Source organism: Candidatus Amarolinea aalborgensis (assembly GCF_900491745.1).
In the GTDB taxonomy this organism is placed as follows: domain Bacteria; phylum Chloroflexota; class Anaerolineae; order SSC4; family Amarolineaceae; genus Amarolinea; species Amarolinea aalborgensis.
Genome location: NZ_UETR01000009.1, coordinates 29,234 through 44,410, shown reverse-complemented (window position 1 = coordinate 44,410; position 15,177 = coordinate 29,234). Strand labels below are relative to the sequence as shown.

13 protein-coding genes are annotated in these 15,177 nt (G+C 63.3%); 5 read left to right on the top strand and 8 right to left on the bottom strand.

Annotated elements, in window-relative coordinates; translation table 11 throughout:
* Window positions 1–156 precede the first annotated feature (156 nt).
* From ACPQ6D_RS13345 to ACPQ6D_RS13325, 5 genes are all read left to right on the top strand, one after another.
* A complete protein-coding gene (locus ACPQ6D_RS13345) occupies window positions 157–1,791 on the top strand; it encodes a hypothetical protein (protein WP_423224829.1) in 1,635 nt (544 codons plus the stop codon).
* 288 nt (window positions 1,792–2,079) lie between these two features.
* A complete protein-coding gene (locus ACPQ6D_RS13340; protein ID WP_423224828.1) occupies window positions 2,080–2,814 on the top strand; it encodes a YIP1 family protein in 735 nt (244 codons plus the stop codon).
* Complete coding sequence (locus ACPQ6D_RS13335; RefSeq protein ID WP_423224827.1) at window positions 2,811–3,638, top strand: hypothetical protein; 828 nt, start codon at window positions 2,811–2,813, stop codon at window positions 3,636–3,638. Before ACPQ6D_RS13340 ends, ACPQ6D_RS13335 begins: the two co-directional genes overlap by 4 nt.
* A gap of 59 nt (window positions 3,639–3,697) precedes the next feature.
* Complete coding sequence (locus ACPQ6D_RS13330) at window positions 3,698–4,960, top strand: molybdopterin molybdotransferase MoeA (protein ID WP_423224826.1); 1,263 nt, start codon at window positions 3,698–3,700, stop codon at window positions 4,958–4,960.
* Window positions 4,957–6,045 (top strand): DHH family phosphoesterase, encoded by a 1,089-nt coding sequence (locus ACPQ6D_RS13325; protein ID WP_423224825.1) that lies wholly within the window; start codon window positions 4,957–4,959, stop codon window positions 6,043–6,045. Before ACPQ6D_RS13330 ends, ACPQ6D_RS13325 begins: the two co-directional genes overlap by 4 nt.
* Here the strand turns inward: ACPQ6D_RS13325 and ACPQ6D_RS13320 are convergent.
* From ACPQ6D_RS13320 to ACPQ6D_RS13285, 8 genes are all read right to left on the bottom strand, one after another.
* Window positions 6,038–6,691, bottom strand: a complete 654-nt coding sequence (locus tag ACPQ6D_RS13320) for a SanA/YdcF family protein (protein WP_423224824.1) — start codon at window positions 6,689–6,691, stop codon at window positions 6,038–6,040. The two genes, ACPQ6D_RS13325 and ACPQ6D_RS13320, sit on opposite strands and share 8 nt — an antisense overlap.
* Before the next feature lie 105 nt (window positions 6,692–6,796).
* Window positions 6,797–7,642: a metal ABC transporter permease gene (locus tag ACPQ6D_RS13315; protein ID WP_423224823.1), complete on the bottom strand. Its 846-nt coding sequence runs from the start codon at window positions 7,640–7,642 to the stop codon at window positions 6,797–6,799.
* On the bottom strand, window positions 7,639–8,598 hold the full coding sequence (locus ACPQ6D_RS13310) for a metal ABC transporter ATP-binding protein (protein WP_423224822.1): 960 nt from the start codon (window positions 8,596–8,598) through the stop codon (window positions 7,639–7,641). Before ACPQ6D_RS13310 ends, ACPQ6D_RS13315 begins: the two co-directional genes overlap by 4 nt.
* Before the next feature lie 34 nt (window positions 8,599–8,632).
* Window positions 8,633–9,586, bottom strand: coding sequence for a metal ABC transporter substrate-binding protein (locus tag ACPQ6D_RS13305; protein WP_423224821.1), 954 nt, complete (start codon window positions 9,584–9,586; stop codon window positions 8,633–8,635).
* A gap of 86 nt (window positions 9,587–9,672) precedes the next feature.
* Entirely contained in the window at window positions 9,673–10,761 is a 1,089-nt protein-coding gene (locus ACPQ6D_RS13300) for a 2-oxoacid:ferredoxin oxidoreductase subunit beta (protein WP_423224820.1), read from the bottom strand.
* Between the two features lie 4 nt (window positions 10,762–10,765).
* Complete coding sequence (locus ACPQ6D_RS13295) at window positions 10,766–12,601, bottom strand: 2-oxoacid:acceptor oxidoreductase subunit alpha (protein WP_423224819.1); 1,836 nt, start codon at window positions 12,599–12,601, stop codon at window positions 10,766–10,768.
* Between the two features lie 182 nt (window positions 12,602–12,783).
* Window positions 12,784–13,293 carry an acyl-CoA carboxylase biotin carboxyl carrier protein subunit gene (locus ACPQ6D_RS13290; RefSeq protein ID WP_423224818.1) on the bottom strand — a complete coding sequence of 170 codons (510 nt, stop codon included), beginning with the start codon at window positions 13,291–13,293 and terminating at the stop codon, window positions 12,784–12,786.
* 46 nt (window positions 13,294–13,339) lie between these two features.
* Window positions 13,340–15,067, bottom strand: coding sequence for a carbamoyltransferase family protein (locus ACPQ6D_RS13285; RefSeq protein ID WP_423224817.1), 1,728 nt, complete (start codon window positions 15,065–15,067; stop codon window positions 13,340–13,342).
* Window positions 15,068–15,177: the final 110 nt, after the last annotated feature.

Here is a 15,177-nt window from a genome sequence, read left to right as displayed (position 1 = left end):
GACTTCACTTTTCCGCCTGAGGAAATCGGCGCAAGGCGCGCCCGCTCGCCATACGAAATGGTTGCCAAGCCTGGCCTCCAAGCAAGATAACATCATGCCCTGGCCGATCACAACCACATCATTACCGCCGCCGCCAATCAAGACAAGATCATTGCCATGGCCGATCAAGATAACATTATAGCTGTCGCCAATCAAGACAACATCATAGCCAACGCGTTTTCGGAGAAGATGGCCGCGCGCCGCGCGCGCGCCGCCATCGAAGCCGCGCTGCTCGCTCTCAGCACCGCGCACGGCGAGCTTGATCTGCGCACCCGCGCCCGCGCCATTGCCCGCATGGGCGACCAGGTGCTGCCTGTGTTGCTGACCATGCTGGGCACGACCGATCCCCAGATTCGCGGCGGCCTGGGGCAGGTGGCCGCGTCGCTGCATGCAGCCGGCGCGCCGGTCATCGAGTCCATGCGCGCCGCGGCGCAGGATACCCGCAGCCCCGACCAGGTGCGCATCACCGCGATCACGATCCTGGAGCGGTTCTTGGGCCAGGCGCCCGATGAAACCCTCTACGCCACGCTCTCCGACCCACGCGCCATCATGCTCAATTCGGTGCGTGAAATGTTAGTGGCTGCGCAGCAGTCGGAATATGTCTACATCGAATACGTGCAGCAGCTCGAGTCGCAGCCGCTGGAAGTAGTGCTCGATCTGATCAACAGCCTCGATGCCATCGAACCCGAAGGACGCCTGGTGCTTCTGCGCCTGCTGGCCCAAGACAGTCGGGATGTCGTGGCGGCGCAGGCCGTCAACGCGCTGGGGCGCATCCGGATGCCCACGGCCGTCGTGGGCCTGCGATGCCTGCTGCCCACGGTGTCGCCCGCGACGCGCGCGCTGGTTGATCGAAACCTGCGCAAATTGGCCCTGGCTGGCGTGAACGCTGAGTCGCCGCCGCCGCCCGAACGCGGCTGGCGCGCGCTGGTCAGCGGCGTTGACGGCGACGGTTATCGCGCCGTGTGGTTTGTGGCCCCGACGCGCACACCCGTCATCAGCCTCTACAAACCAGGCGAGGTGACCTTCCTGGGCGTGCTGCTGGGCGACGCGGCAGGCATCCGCCTTTCCTTTGCCAACGCCAGTTTGCCCGAGGTGCGTATTCCCGGGCCGCACCTGGCGGGCACTTTCTGCGAATTGCTCATTCCCCGCAGCGACCAGCCCCTGCGTCTGCTCGAAGCCCCCTTCGACTATGGCCGCAGCCTGGTGGCGGCCGCGGTCCAGCTCAATTACGAACACCAGGCCCCCGTCGCTCACGAATTCCGACTGCTCAACCCGTTGATCTGGCAGTTTGGCGAACCCACGGCGCCCCCGTTGCCTGATCTTCCCCCCTTGGCCGGCGATCTGGCGATCGCCAATCTGCGCCAACAGTCGCGGGCGCTGCTCGATCATCGAGCTTTCAGCTCCTGGTTTGTTCACTCCGAGGCTGCGTATGACCTGGCCGAGCGCCTGCTGGACAGCCGCCGCCCGGCCTTTCCTACGGTTGACATGCTCGTGCAGGAGTTGGTTACGCGCGACTTCAGCCCCACCAGCTTGATCGCCTATCGGCGCCGCCTGCTGGCGATGGTGCCCTGGTTGGCGTTCGCCGGCGACTTGAGCACGGCCGCGCTGGCGCGTCACCTGGCTGCCAGCCTGCAAGCGCCGGCCGATCTCAGCCACCCCTTCCTGCTGGAGCTGGCGCGCGCCGGCGTGGAACGTGCGGTCAGCAACTTGCGGTGGGGTTACGATCTGCGCACCAGCCCCGCATCTCGTTGACGCAGGCCGCCAGTCTCCCTGGGGCTGAGCTCGGAGACCGGAGACGGGATACCAGAGAGCGAAGAACAGAGATTGGTGATCGCGTGGGGCATGAGATGGAATTTGGGTTTTGATTGCGCGGGCTGCCAGCTTGTGCTATACTTTTTCTGTACCGTCTGCGGATCGAGGTTGAGGCATCGCAGCCCTTCCTCGCGCCCCCGCAGCCTGCTCCCTGCTGCATGATCCAATCGTGACTGGATCGGCCGCTCGTTTCGATCACCTGTTTGCAATTCGGATGAGGAGGATGTAATGCCATTCGTTAGACGCTCGTTCAATTGGGCGTGGCGGGCGCTGTTCCTCGAACAAGACGTGTACGAGGACATGCGCGATGATGATAATCCATTCGTCGAAGGCCTATTCATTGTCGTCATCATCAGCGTCGCCGTCGCCCTGGTAGGCTTGGTGGGCACTGCGCTCGCGCGGACGGCCACGCCAGACCTGCAAGCGATGAAGCAGACCGTACTGGACGGTTTGCGTAACATGCCGTGGTTTGGTCAAATGGTGCAGGCTGGCGGACAGCAGGCGCTCGACATGTTCAATCGGTTCTATGACCTGGGCTGGCAGATCTTCCCGCGCCTGGCTGGCTACCCCGATGTCGGCAACGCGGCGCTGAACATTGTGCTCTTCCCGGTCGAGATGATTCTGCTGTGGCTGATTTGGGGCGTCGTCGCCCATTTCGCGGCGCGGCTGCTGGGCGGCAAGGGCACGCTGACCCAGACCCTGGGCGCCACCGCCCTGGCCGAAGCGCCGCAGCTCTTGAGCCTGGTCACCGTGATTCCGTTCGTGGTGGTGGGGGGCGTCATCGGCACCTGGCAGATGCTCTGTCGCTACACCGCGTTGAAAACGGTGCACGGGTTGAGCTGGCAGCGCGCCGTGGCAGCGACGCTGCTGCCGGGTATTCTCTTTGGCATCGTCATCATCGTGCTCGGCTTCGTCTTCAGCACGTTGATCGCTGGCCTGGTGGCCGGAGGGATAGCACAATGACAACCGATCTCAACAGCGTCAGCGACCGCGACTTTCGCAATGTCAAATGGGGCGCTCTGCTCGGCGATATCCTGACGCTCAAAACCAGCGCATTCTTGCGCTTCCGTGATAGTGTGGATGGCATGCGCTATGCCATTGGGTTGCTCATCGTGGTCACCCTGATCGCGGGCAGCATCAGCTTCTTATGGCAGATAGTGCGCAATCCGGTTGCGGACATGCAGACTGTGCGCGACAGCTTGAACCAGGCGCTCGATCAAATGCAGAACGCCGGCAACATCCCGCCGGAAGCAGTGGCGATGGTGCGCCAGCAATTCGAAAGCGGGCTTAGCATTGCCGAAGGCATCATGGGCCTGCCGACCACGCTGCCGCGGCCTGTGGGCCGCTTCCTGGAAGCCCTGGGACATTGGCTCTCGTCCCCGTTTGTGCGTCTCGGCGCCTGGCTCAGCTACGGCATCTGGGTGCTGCTCCTGGCGCGGCTGCTGTTGGGCGCCAAAGGCAGCCTGCGCGACTTTCTGACGACCACGCCGCTCTACAGTGTCCCCCAACTGCTGACGTTCCTGGCGCCTGTGCCCTGCCTGGGCGGCTTGCTGGGGATCGTCGCCGCAGTTTGGGGTTGGCTGATCTACACCAAAGCCACGGCCGTCAGCCTGGGGTGGGTGCAGCAGCGCGTGGGCGCCGATGGCCTGGTCATGGGCGAGGAGACCCAGTGGGGTCGCGCGCTCGTGGCAGTGTTGCTGCCTGCGGTCTTGCTCTTCCTCGTCGCGATGATTCTGATTCTCGGCCTGATTGTGCTCGCGGCCGCAGCCGGCAACGGCAACCGCTAAGGATAAGCAAAAAGAAACCGGGTTTCTGGCCGAAGCCCGGTTTCTGAGCGAAAGAAGTCATGCCAGCACTGTACAACGTCCATACACCAACCGCCGCCTGGCAGATCTTCCGCCAGCATCTGCCGATTCACATCACGACCGAAACCGTTGAGGTCACCGGGGCGTTGGACCGCGTCCTGGCCGCGACAATCCGCGCGCCGCACGATTTGCCAAGCTTCGCTCGTTCCACCGTAGACGGCTACGCTGTGGTCGCGTCCGACACCTTTGGCGCCTCGACCAGCCTGCCCGCCTATTTGACCGTTATCGGGGAGACAGCCATGGGGCAGGCCGCCAACCTGCCCATCACCCCCGGCGCCTGCACCATCGTTCACACCGGCGGCATGATCCCGCCCGGCGCGGACGCCGTGGTCATGGTCGAACAGACCGAGGTCGTCCCCGCCGCGCACGCGCCCCAGGACGCAGCGCCGGCGTTTCCGCACACGATTGAGGTTTTGCGTCCCGTGGCGCCTGGTCAGAATGTCATCCAGATTGGCGAAGATGTGCGCGAAGGCGCCGTGGTTCTGACCGCCGGCCGCCGCCTGCGCCCCGCTGACCTGGGCGGGCTGCTCGCCCTGGGCATCACGCAGGTCCTGGTTGCGCGGCCGCCGCGGGTGGCGATCCTTTCGCAGGGTGATGAAGTGGTGCCGCCGTCGCAGACGCCCGGCCCCGGCCAGGTTCGAGACATCAATAGCTACACCCTGGCCGCGCTGACCCGCCGCGCGGGCGCGGAACCAGTCCTGATGGGGATTGCGCCTGACCGGCGAGAAATGTTGCTGGCCCTGGCCCACCAGGCATTTGCCCAGGCTGACGTGGTTGTGATCTCCGCCGGCAGCTCAGTCAGCGTGCGGGACATGACGGCCGAGGTGGTCGCCGCGTTAGGTCAGCCCGGTGTTTTGGTGCATGGCCTCAGCGTGCGCCCCGGCAAACCCACCATCCTGGCTGTGTGCGACGGCAAGCCGGTCTTCGGACTGCCGGGCAATCCGGTCAGCGCGATGGTCATTTTCGACCTGGTGGTGGCGCCGACGCTGCGCCTGTTTCAGGGCGAAGAAGAACTCCTGCCGCGTTTCGTCATGGCCCGGCTGGCGCGCCCCATCGCCTCGGTGACCGGGCGCGAGGATTATGTGCAGGTGCGCCTGGAGCAGCGCGGCGAGGAGCGCTGGGCCGTGCCGGTATTTGGCAAATCCAACCTGATCTACACCTTGATGCAGGCGGATGGAATGGTGCATATTCCGTTGGATAGCAACGGCATCAGTGAAGCAGCGTGGGTCGAGGTCATGCGATGACATCTGCAACCGACTCGCCAGAAACGCCGCGTTTTGCCATGCCGTTCAGCGGACAAACGCTGCCCGTCTTCGACATGCTGCACGGCCAGCGTCGTTTGCAGCGGCTGCTCAACGCATGCGGCAGCAGTCAGCGGCTGGTCATCCTCACCCACAATGACCCGGACCCTGATGCATTGGCGAGCGCCTGGGCCTTGCAAACCCTGCTCAACGCCCGGCTGAATAGGAATCCCAGCATCGTCTACGGCGGCATCATTGGGCGCGCCGAAAACCGCGCCCTGGTATCGAGCCTGGATATCCAACTAACCCAGGTGGACAAGATCAACTGGAGCGATGCCGACGCCATCGCGTTGATTGACACGCAGGTCGGCGCTTCCAACCATGCGCGCCCGCCTGATCTGCCGGTGGTTGCTGTGTTCGACCATCATCAGCTGCGCCGCGCGCCGCAGCGGGCGCGCTACCGCGATGTGCGCCCTTGCTACGGGGCCACTTCCACCATTCTGACCGAGTACCTGGTGGCGGCTGAGCTGCAGCCCCACAGCCAACTGGCAACCGCCCTCTTCTACGGCATCAAGACGGACACGCGCGGCCTGGCCCGCGACGCCGGCGACTGCGACGCGTGGGCGTACATGATTTTGTTGGCCCTGATGGATCCCAAGCTGCTGGCAAAGATCGAGCAGGCACGCGTGCCGCGCAGCTACTTCAAGGCGTTCAACGACACCCTGGCGCGAACCGTTTTGTATGACCGCGTGGCGCTCGCCAGTCTCGGACAGATGGAGCGCCCAGATATGGCCGCAGAGATGGCCGACATCCTGGCTCGGCTGGAAGGCACGGATTGGGTCATTTGCTGGGGGCGTTACAACAGCCATGTGGTGATGGCCGTGCGCACACAGGTGCCAGAGGCCAACGCGGCGCGCATGGTGCGCCAGGTGGTGGGCGAAATGGGCGGCACAGGCGGTCATGCGCATATGGCCGGCGGCCGCATTCGCTATGACAATGACCCGGAGCGTGTGGAGGACGAGCTGCGGAAGCGCTTCTTGCGCGAACTCAATGTGGCCGCGGCCACGGCGCAGCCGCTCATTACGTAGGCGGCTGAAACACCGCGATCGGTTCGCCCATCACCGGCGGCGGCTGACGACGAATAACGTCGAGCAGCGCGGTGAGGCGGGCCGGCGCCTCGCGCAGGGTTGACCAGGCGAGCGCGTGCTGACCATAGGGCTGCAGGTCGGCGGCCACGCCGATCGCACGCACCCCCAGCTCCTGGCAGGTGAACAGCGCGCGCGGCAGATGAAAGTCCTGGGTGACGAGAATGGCTGACGTCAGGCCAAAAATGGCCTTCGCTCGGTAGCAGGTGTCATACGTGCGTCGGCCGCCGTAGTCAGGCTGCATGGCGCTCAGCGGCACCCCACGCGACTGTGCATAGGCCATCATCGCGCCTGGTTCATCGTAATCCACGAAACGGTTGTCTCCACTCAAGATCAGCTTCTCGACTTTACCGGCATGGTACAACTGCACGGCCGTTTCAACGCGGTCATGTAACATGGGGCTGAGGCGGCCGCTCGGATAGACCAGCGCGCCGAAAACAATCGCCACGCGTTCGGTCGGCGCTTGCGCCAGGGGCACGATACTCTTGCGGTAATGCCAGCCCACAAGGCTGTACCAACCGCCGGCGAGCAAGACAAAGCCGGCTGTCACAACCCACAACAAGCGCACCCATGGGTAATACCTTTTCATGGCGTCTCCTGGCAGACAGATCGTTTCCTGTTCCCATAACGAATGGGCGTGCCTATTGGTTGCTGCCATCGGCCGGAGTCTGGCTGCATGAAAACCCAGGTGGTCTTACGCCGCGCGACGCATGAATGACCAGGCGAGGCCGCGCTGCGGGGCAAAGAGGAAGACCAGGACAAAGACCGCCGTCGCGGCCAGGATGATGGCCGCACCGGAGGCGACGTTCAGGTAGTAGCTGAGGTAAAGACCGGCCAGGCTGGAGAAGGCGCCAATCGCGGCCGCGATGATCATCATCGTGGAGAGGCGCTTGGTCAGCAGAAAGGCCGAAGCGGCCGGCGTGACCAGCATGGCCGCGACCAGACCGACGCCGACGGTTTGCATGGAAACCACGACCGTCAGCGCCAGCAGGATCAACATCACGTTGCGCAGGAGTTCGGCGGGCAGGCGCAGCGTCGCCGCCAGCACAGGATCAAACGAGATGATCAGAAAGGGGCGATAGAGCAGCACGACGGCGCCCAAGATGACGATTCCCAGCCCCGCCGTCAACCACAGATCGCCCGTGTTGACGCCCAGCACGTTGCCAAAGAGAATATGGGTCAAATCCACGGCGTAGGTCTTGATCGAACTGATGAGCACCACGCCCAGCGAGAGCGCGGCCGCGAACAGAATGCCGATGGCCGTATCCTCTTTGAGGGTTCCCTGCCGTGAGAACAGCCCGATGCCCAAGGCCACCAGCACAGCCGCGACCAGCGCGCCCACAATCAAATTGCCTTGCACTAAATAGGCCACGGCGACGCCAGGCAGAATGGCGTGCGCCATGGCGTCGCCCAGGAACGCCATCGAGCGCAGCACGACATAACAGCCTATCACCGCGCACAGGATGCCCACCATGACCGCCGCCAGCAGGCCCCGCTGCATGAATCCGTAGGCCAGCGGCGTTAAGAGCCATTCGATCATCGTGCTTCTCGCTCTGCGCGCAAGCCGGCCGCGGGCGCGGTCGGCAACAGGCCGGCGGATGGCGTGACCGCGTGCGTTTCAGGCTCATCGTCCGGGCAGCAATGGTCTACCACGGCCACCCCTTCCGGCAGCATGAGAACCTGGCCGCCAAAGGCCTCGGCCAGGCGCTGCGTGGTGAAAACGAGCGCCGGCGGGCCGAAGGCAATCAAGCGCCGGTTGAGGAGCATGACATAGCCAAAGCGGTTGGCAGCCAGGGCCAAATCGTGCGTCGAAATCAGCACCGTCACCTGCTGTGCGCGCAGGCGATCGAGCAGGGCGAGGGTAGATTCCTGCGTCGCCGCATCCACGCCGGTGAACGGTTCATCCATCAACAGGATGTGCGGCTCCTGGGCCAGCGCCCGCGCCAGGAAGACGCGCTGCTGCTGGCCGCCGGACAGCTCGCCGATGGCGCGCTGCGCCAGGGGCAGAATGCCCATTGCGTCCAGGGCGCGCGTCACCGCAGAGCGATCGGCCGCGTTGGGGCGGCGCAGCCAGCCTTGGCGGCCGTAGCGCCCCATCATCACCACGTCTGCCACCGTGACTGGAAAGCGCCAGTCCACGGCTTCGCGCTGCGGCACATAGGCGACACAGTCCTGGTGCATGCCCAGGGCCTGGCCGTGGATCAAGATGCGCCCACTGCGCAGCGGCAGCAGGCCCACCAGCGCCTTGAAGAGGGTGGACTTGCCCGCGCCGTTCGGCCCGACCACGGCCACCTGGGCGCCGTGTGGTATCTGAAAGGTCAATCCTTGCAAGGCCGGCCGGCCGTTGTAACCAACCGTGATGTCATCCACATCCAGGCGCGCGGGCGCGTCGAGGCGACGCGCCGCGGGGCCGGCGGCTCGACTGAGCTCGCCGAAGTCCGCAGCGGCATCAAGCCGGGTGCGGTCGCTCACAGAGGCGGGTAAGCCCGAATCCATCACGTGTGCCTCATTTCTATCAACCATGCCACCATCACTGTTTTAGCGCCGCCACGATGGTGCGCGTGTTGAACTTCATCATCTCGATGTAGGTGGCGCCTTCGCCGCCGGCCGCGCTGAGCGAATGGGTGAGGAGGCCAGTGACGACCCGCACGCCGGTTTCGGCTGCCACTTGATCGGCCAACTGCGGATTGGCGCCAGCTTCCAAGAAAATGGCGCGCGCGCCCGTGGCTCTGATATGGTCAATCAGGCCGGCGAGCTGCTGCGCTGATGGCGCGGCGCCGGTGCTGACGCTCGGAATGATCGCGCCGATGACCTGGAAACCGTAGCGATCGGCGAAATAGCCAAGGCTTTCGTGGTTTGTCACCAGCTGCCGCGCCGCCGGCGGCGCCTGGCTGACCTGATCGCGGATCCAGGCGTCCAAGGCCTGCAAATCAGCGATGTAAGCCGCGGCGTTGGCCGCATACACGGACGCGCCGGCCGCGTCAGCTTGACTCAGCCCGTCGCGGATGTTTTCCACGTAGTGAACGGCGAGGATGGGATCAAGCCAGAAATGGGGATCGCCTTCGGGATGATCCTGCGCTGCGCCGGATTCGGATACCGCCGCGCGGCTGGTCAGGCCGGCGGCGGCCTCGATCACCAGACGCTGCCCGCCCGCATTTTGCAGCAGGCGGTTCAGAAAGCCCTCGAACCCGGCGCCGTTGACGATCAGCACGGTGCTGGCGCTGACCCGGACAATGTCCGCGGGCGCAGGCTCAAAATTGTGCGGATCCACGCCGATGGGCATCAGCGCCTGCACCCTCAGCCGTTCACCCGCGACATGCTGCGCCATGTCGGCCAGAAAGGTCTCCACGGCGAGAACATTCGGAACCGCGATGGCGTTGGGTCCAGGCGGCGGGGTGGGAGCGGCGGAGCAAGCGGCCGCCAGCACGATGATGCACAGACCTGTCAACAAACTGCGCAGCCGCGCAGGATCGAAACGGGACATGACGAATGAACTTATCTTTCTGGCGGCGCCCGATTAAAAAAGCACCTGCAAGCCCGCGAGCTTGCAGGTGCTTCTGCGTGAACGACCTACGCCATCTCGCGCATCAAGGCGGCGAGATGATCACGTGAAGGGCGCAGCTTGTCGTTTGCCATGAACGCCAGTGGTTCCTGATCCGCGATGTGCATCAGGTCCGGCAGCGTAGGCTGGTTTGGGTTGATGTGAATCAGGCCGGTGATGATCTGCTGGGTGGCTTCAGCCTCCCGCAGCACTTGCACCGCCTGCATCCAGTCGGTCGCATCGTAGTTGCTGTCCAGCTTCTTCAGCCGCACGTGCGATCCGTCGTGCATCTCAACGTCCACCGCGGCGCCCGGCTCATAATCCACGGTGATTTCCTGGTACGCCGGGATGTACGTCACCTCGTGCAGCGGCTCTTCGTGCGTGCGACCGTAGGCGTAGGACTTGGTCGAATCGTCATGGTCGTTGAAGGTGACGCAGGGGCTGATGATGTCAATCACGGCCGTGCCGTGGTAGCTCAACGCGGCCTTGAGCAGTTCGCGCACCTGCTTGGCGTCGCCGGCGAAGGAGCGCGCCACGAAGCCGCAGCCCAGGATGAGCGCCTCCATGCACAGGTCAACCGGCCGGAATTCGTTCGTGCCAGCATACTTGAGCACTTGCCCCACGTCGGCTGTCGGCGAGAACTGGCCCTTGGTCAGGCCGTAGACGCCGTTGTTCTCGATGATGTACACCATCGGCACGTTGCGGCGCACCAGGTGTTTGAACTGGCCAATGCCGATGCTGCCGGTATCGCCGTCGCCGCTGACGCCAATCGCGCGCAGGGTGTGATTGGCCAGGCAGGCGCCGGTGGCAATCGAGGGCATGCGACCGTGGAGGGAATTGAAGCCGTGCGAACGGTTCAAAAAATAAGCCGGCGACTTGCTCGAGCAACCGATGCCGCTCAGCTTGATCACCTCATGCGGGCGCAGCGCCATCTCATACGCGACGCGCACGATCTGGTTGGAGATGGAGTTATGGCCGCAGCCAACGCACAGCGTGGAGGGCGAGCCGTCGTAATCTTTCAGTTCCAGGCCAATCAGGTTCAGTTTGAGATTGCCATTCGTCTTGGCGGTGGTATTCGAACCGGCGGCCGTCGTGGCGGTAGGAAGTGGAGTTGCCATGATGTTATCGCTCCTGCTTCAGAATGGACTCGGTGACAAAGCGCGGGGTCAACGGCAGGCCGTCGCATTTGTTGAGCTTGCGCAGTTTGGGTGCCTGCTGCGGCAGCTCCATACTTAGAATCTCCGCCATCTGCCCTTCGAAGTTCAGCTCGACGACGTAGATGCGATCGTGCCGGGCGACGAACTCGCGCAGCGTTTCATCAATCGGCAGCGCGCGCATGCGCAGGTAGTTCGTTTCGATGCCCAGTTTGCGCAAGCGATCGCGCGCCTCCAGGACGGCCGGATCGGCCGAACCATACGAAATGATGCCGATCGGGGTGGCGGCCGCGTCATCCACCACCGGCTTGGGCGTCAGCGTGCTGGCGGTATAGTGCTTCTTGTAGAGGCGGGCCATGTTCTGCTCCCAGTCCTCCGGCCGCTCGCTGTAGACGGCCTTGGCATTATGACCCGTGCCGCGCGTGAAGTACGCCGCGCGGTAGTCGTTCGTGCCAGGCAGCGTACGGTACCCGATGCCGTCGCCGTCCACATCCTCGAAGCGCGCCCAGGAGCCGAGGCGCTGAATATCCTCAGCCGTCAACACCTTGCCGCGGTCGAGTGGTTTTTCTGGATAAGCGAACGGCTCACTCATCCACAAATTCATGCCGAGGTCCAGGTCGCTCAATACAAAAATCGGCGTTTGCAGCCGCTCAGCCAGGTCAAAGGCCTGCATGCCGAATTCAAAACACTCAGAGACTGAGCCAGGCAAGAGCACCACGTGGCGCGTATCGCCATGGCCCATCGTGTAGGCCATCAGCACATCGCCTTGCGCGACGCGCGTGGGCAGGCCAGTGCTTGGCCCCATGCGCTGCACGTCCCAGATGACCACCGGCACTTCGGCAAAAAAGCCCATGCCGGCATACTCGGTCATCAACGAGAGACCAGGCCCAGAGGTGGACGTCATGCTGCGCGTCCCGGCCCAGCCCGCGCCAATGGCCACGCCGATGGCGGCAATTTCATCTTCGCACTGCAGAACCGCAAACGTCGGTTTGCCGTTCTCGTCCAGGCGCATTTGCGGCAGGTATTCATTCAGCGACTCCGCAAGACTGCTGGCCGGCGTGATCGGATACCAGGCCACGACCTGGACGCCGCCAAAAATGGCCCCCAAGGCGGACGCGATATTGCCTTCGATCATGATCTTGCCCTGCGTCTTGTCCATGCGCTCGACGCGGAAAGGATCTGCCTTGGTCAGGTTCTCCCTTGACCAATCGTAGGCCATCTTGACGACGCTGAAATTGAGATTGATCGGCTTGGCTTTGCCGCCGAAATGCGTATGCAAAGCGCTCTTGATCTCTTCCAAGTCAATTCCCAGCACAAACGCCAGGGCGCCGACATAAACCATATTGGCAATGTAATTTTTGATTTTGTCTTCCGCGCCCGACGCCTTGACGAATTCCTTGACCGGAATGCCGTAGTACGTGACATCGGTGCGATCATGGGCAAATTTCCAGTCCAGCGGGTAGATACAAACGCCGCCCCCTGGCAGGTTTGCCAGGTCCTGCTCGACCGTCTTGTCGTTGAAAGCGATCAGAATTTCGGTCCCCTCACGACGAGCCACATAACCATCTTTGCTGATGCGAATCGTGTACCAGGTGGGCAAGCCCTGGATATTGGAGGGAAAGAGGTTCTTACCGTTGACCGGAATTCCCATACGGAAAATCGAGCGGATAATCGAAAGGTTGGCTGTCTGGCTCCCGGAGCCATTGGGGGTCGCCACGACAATCGAGAAATCATTGACGACGTCCGGCCTTACCGGAGCCAGGGCCGGCGCCGGACGTTCTAGCACAGCCGTTGTGCTTGACATTGAGAGTCTCCTCCTGAATACCTTGAAATGCCAATCGTAATGGCACGCACGTCAGACGCAGCCGCCTCCCGGCTTGACTCGCGTCGTACGTTGAGCATGGTTCCATTTCAATCGCGACAGGCAGTCATTCGCCATGAAATGGACCATGATTGTAGCACAAAATAGACCTAATTGCACGAAATTTAGAGCGCCTGCAGCTCGATTAGTATCTGTCCTCGTTCAACGACCTGGCCGGCCGCGCAGCGCACCGCGCGCACCTGCCCATCGAGCGGCGCGGCAATGCGCAGCTCCATCTTCATCGCTTCCAGCAGGACGAGGGTTTGGCCGCGCGTGACGGTGTCGCCCGGTCGCACGAGAACGTCGAGCACCTGGCCGGGCATGGCCGCTTCCAGCCCGCCTTCGGCGGCTCCAGGCCCGCGGCGCCGTTGCCTGGCGCGCGGATCAGGCTGCTGCACCACGTAGCGTTTTGTTGATGCCAGGGCCACATGCCGGCGCAGCCCATCGTGCGCCACGAACGCGCGCAGTCGCCGACCGTTGATGCTGAGATTGATGGACCCGTGCTCCGGGCGGTGCGCTTGCACCTCATACGGCCGACCGTCCACCGTGATCCGATAGCGCTCGCCATCCTGCTCGATCTTGACCACTCTGATCTGTTCTTCGTCGCCGACCGTATGATACCGAAACTCCATCATCACCTCCGCCCGCGTCCCGGCCGGGCGCGCCCTTCGTCATTGCGCGTTACTTTTCGAGCCAAAAATCGCCGATGGCGAGCGCGTCCAGGCCGCTGCCGTAGAAGGTGCGCACGGCATCCTGCGGGGTGTTGACAATCGGCTCGCCCTTGACATTGAAACTGGTGTTGAGAATCATCGGCACGCCGGTCAGCTTCTCGAATTCGTCAATCACCCGATACCAGCGCGGCAAATCCTCTGCGCGCACAGTTTGCGGCCGCACGGTGTTGTCCACATGCACCACGGCCGCGATCTGGTCAGCCACCTCCGGGCGCACGTCGAAGGTCAAGATCATGAACGGCGCCTCGACCGGGTCCTGGACGAAATCGCCGATACGCTCGGCCTTGACCGACGGCGCAAACGGCCGCCAGGGTTCGCGGTACTTCACCGCCTCGTTGATTTTGTCTTTGACCTCCGCGCCGATGGGCGAGGCGATGATGGAACGGCTGCCCAGCGCGCGCGGTCCGGCCTCCAGACGCCCCTGGAACCAGCCCACGATGGCGCCCTGCGCCATGCGCGCGGCCGCGCGGCGCTCCAGGCGGCCGTTGGGCAGATATTCGTACTTCAGCTTGTGCCCATCGAGCACTGCCTTGATCTCGGTGTTGCTGTAGTCTGGGCCATAGTGCACCAGGCGCTGCTCGAAGCGCGGATCGTCGCCCATCTCCGCGGCCACTAGCTGCGCTGCACCCAGGGCCGAGCCCGCGTCATTGCTCACCGGCTGGATGAAGATGCGATCCACGGCGCCGCTGTCCAGGATGACGCGGTTCATCTTGCAGTTCAAGGCCACGCCGCCGGCCAGGCACAGCGTGCGGCAGCCGGTCTGCACCACGGCGCGGCGCGCCAGGCCCACCGCGATCTGCTCCAGGCGATCCTGCACAGCCCAGGCGATGTTCTGCTGCCGCGACGTGATCTCATCGCCGTACTTGAACGGCAATCCCAGCTCATGCACCAGTTTGTCGGTGTAGCGATCGCCGTAGGTATGCTCGCCGAAGAAGAAGTAGCTGGGATCAATGCGATACGCGCCGTCGGGCGAGAGCGGCGCCATGCGGTCGAAGACCGCGGCGATCTCAGGATCGTACGCGCCGTAGCAGGCCAGGCCCATCACGCTGCCTTCATCGGAATAGGGACGAAAGCCCAGGAACTCGGTCAGGCCGGCGTACATCCAGCCCGTGGAGTCAGGGATGTCGAAGCTCTCGATCTGCGTGATCTCCATCCCCTTGCCGTGCCAGATCACCGTGCACTGCTCTTCGCCGCTGGCGTCAATCGTGATGATCGTCGCTTCATCGTAACCGGATGACCAGAAAGCCGCCGCGGCGTGCGTCTTGTGATGGCCCACATAGCGAATGGGCCGCATCTGGCTGCGGTCTGCGCCCTTGATGAGGCTGGCCGTGATGCGGTGCTGCACATAGTTCGGCTGGAAGCGCTGCAAGATCTGCTTTTCGCTGATGTAAGTCAACCAGCCTTTGTCGCCGTAGCGGCGGCCCACTTCGTCGTAGAAGCGCGGCATAAAATCGGTGTATTTGGCGACATCCCACGATACGGCAATCGCGTCAATGTCGCTCAGCTTCAGCCCGCCGGCTTTGAGACAGTATTGGCTGGCGCGTGTCGGCAGGAGGCCCGGCGCCTGCTTGATGCGCACAAAACGTTCTTCCTCGGCCATCGCGATCAGCTTGCCGTCTATCAATAAACAGGCCCCGGTAGATTGCGGGCCTTCCGTGCAAATCCCCAAAATGTTCATGATGCTCCGCAGGTATCAACATGGTTTATTGGTAAAACCGTTCGTTAGCTTCATCATAACACAGGGCATGGGGTGCGTCAAAAGGTACGCGCACCGTTTACCCGCCAAGC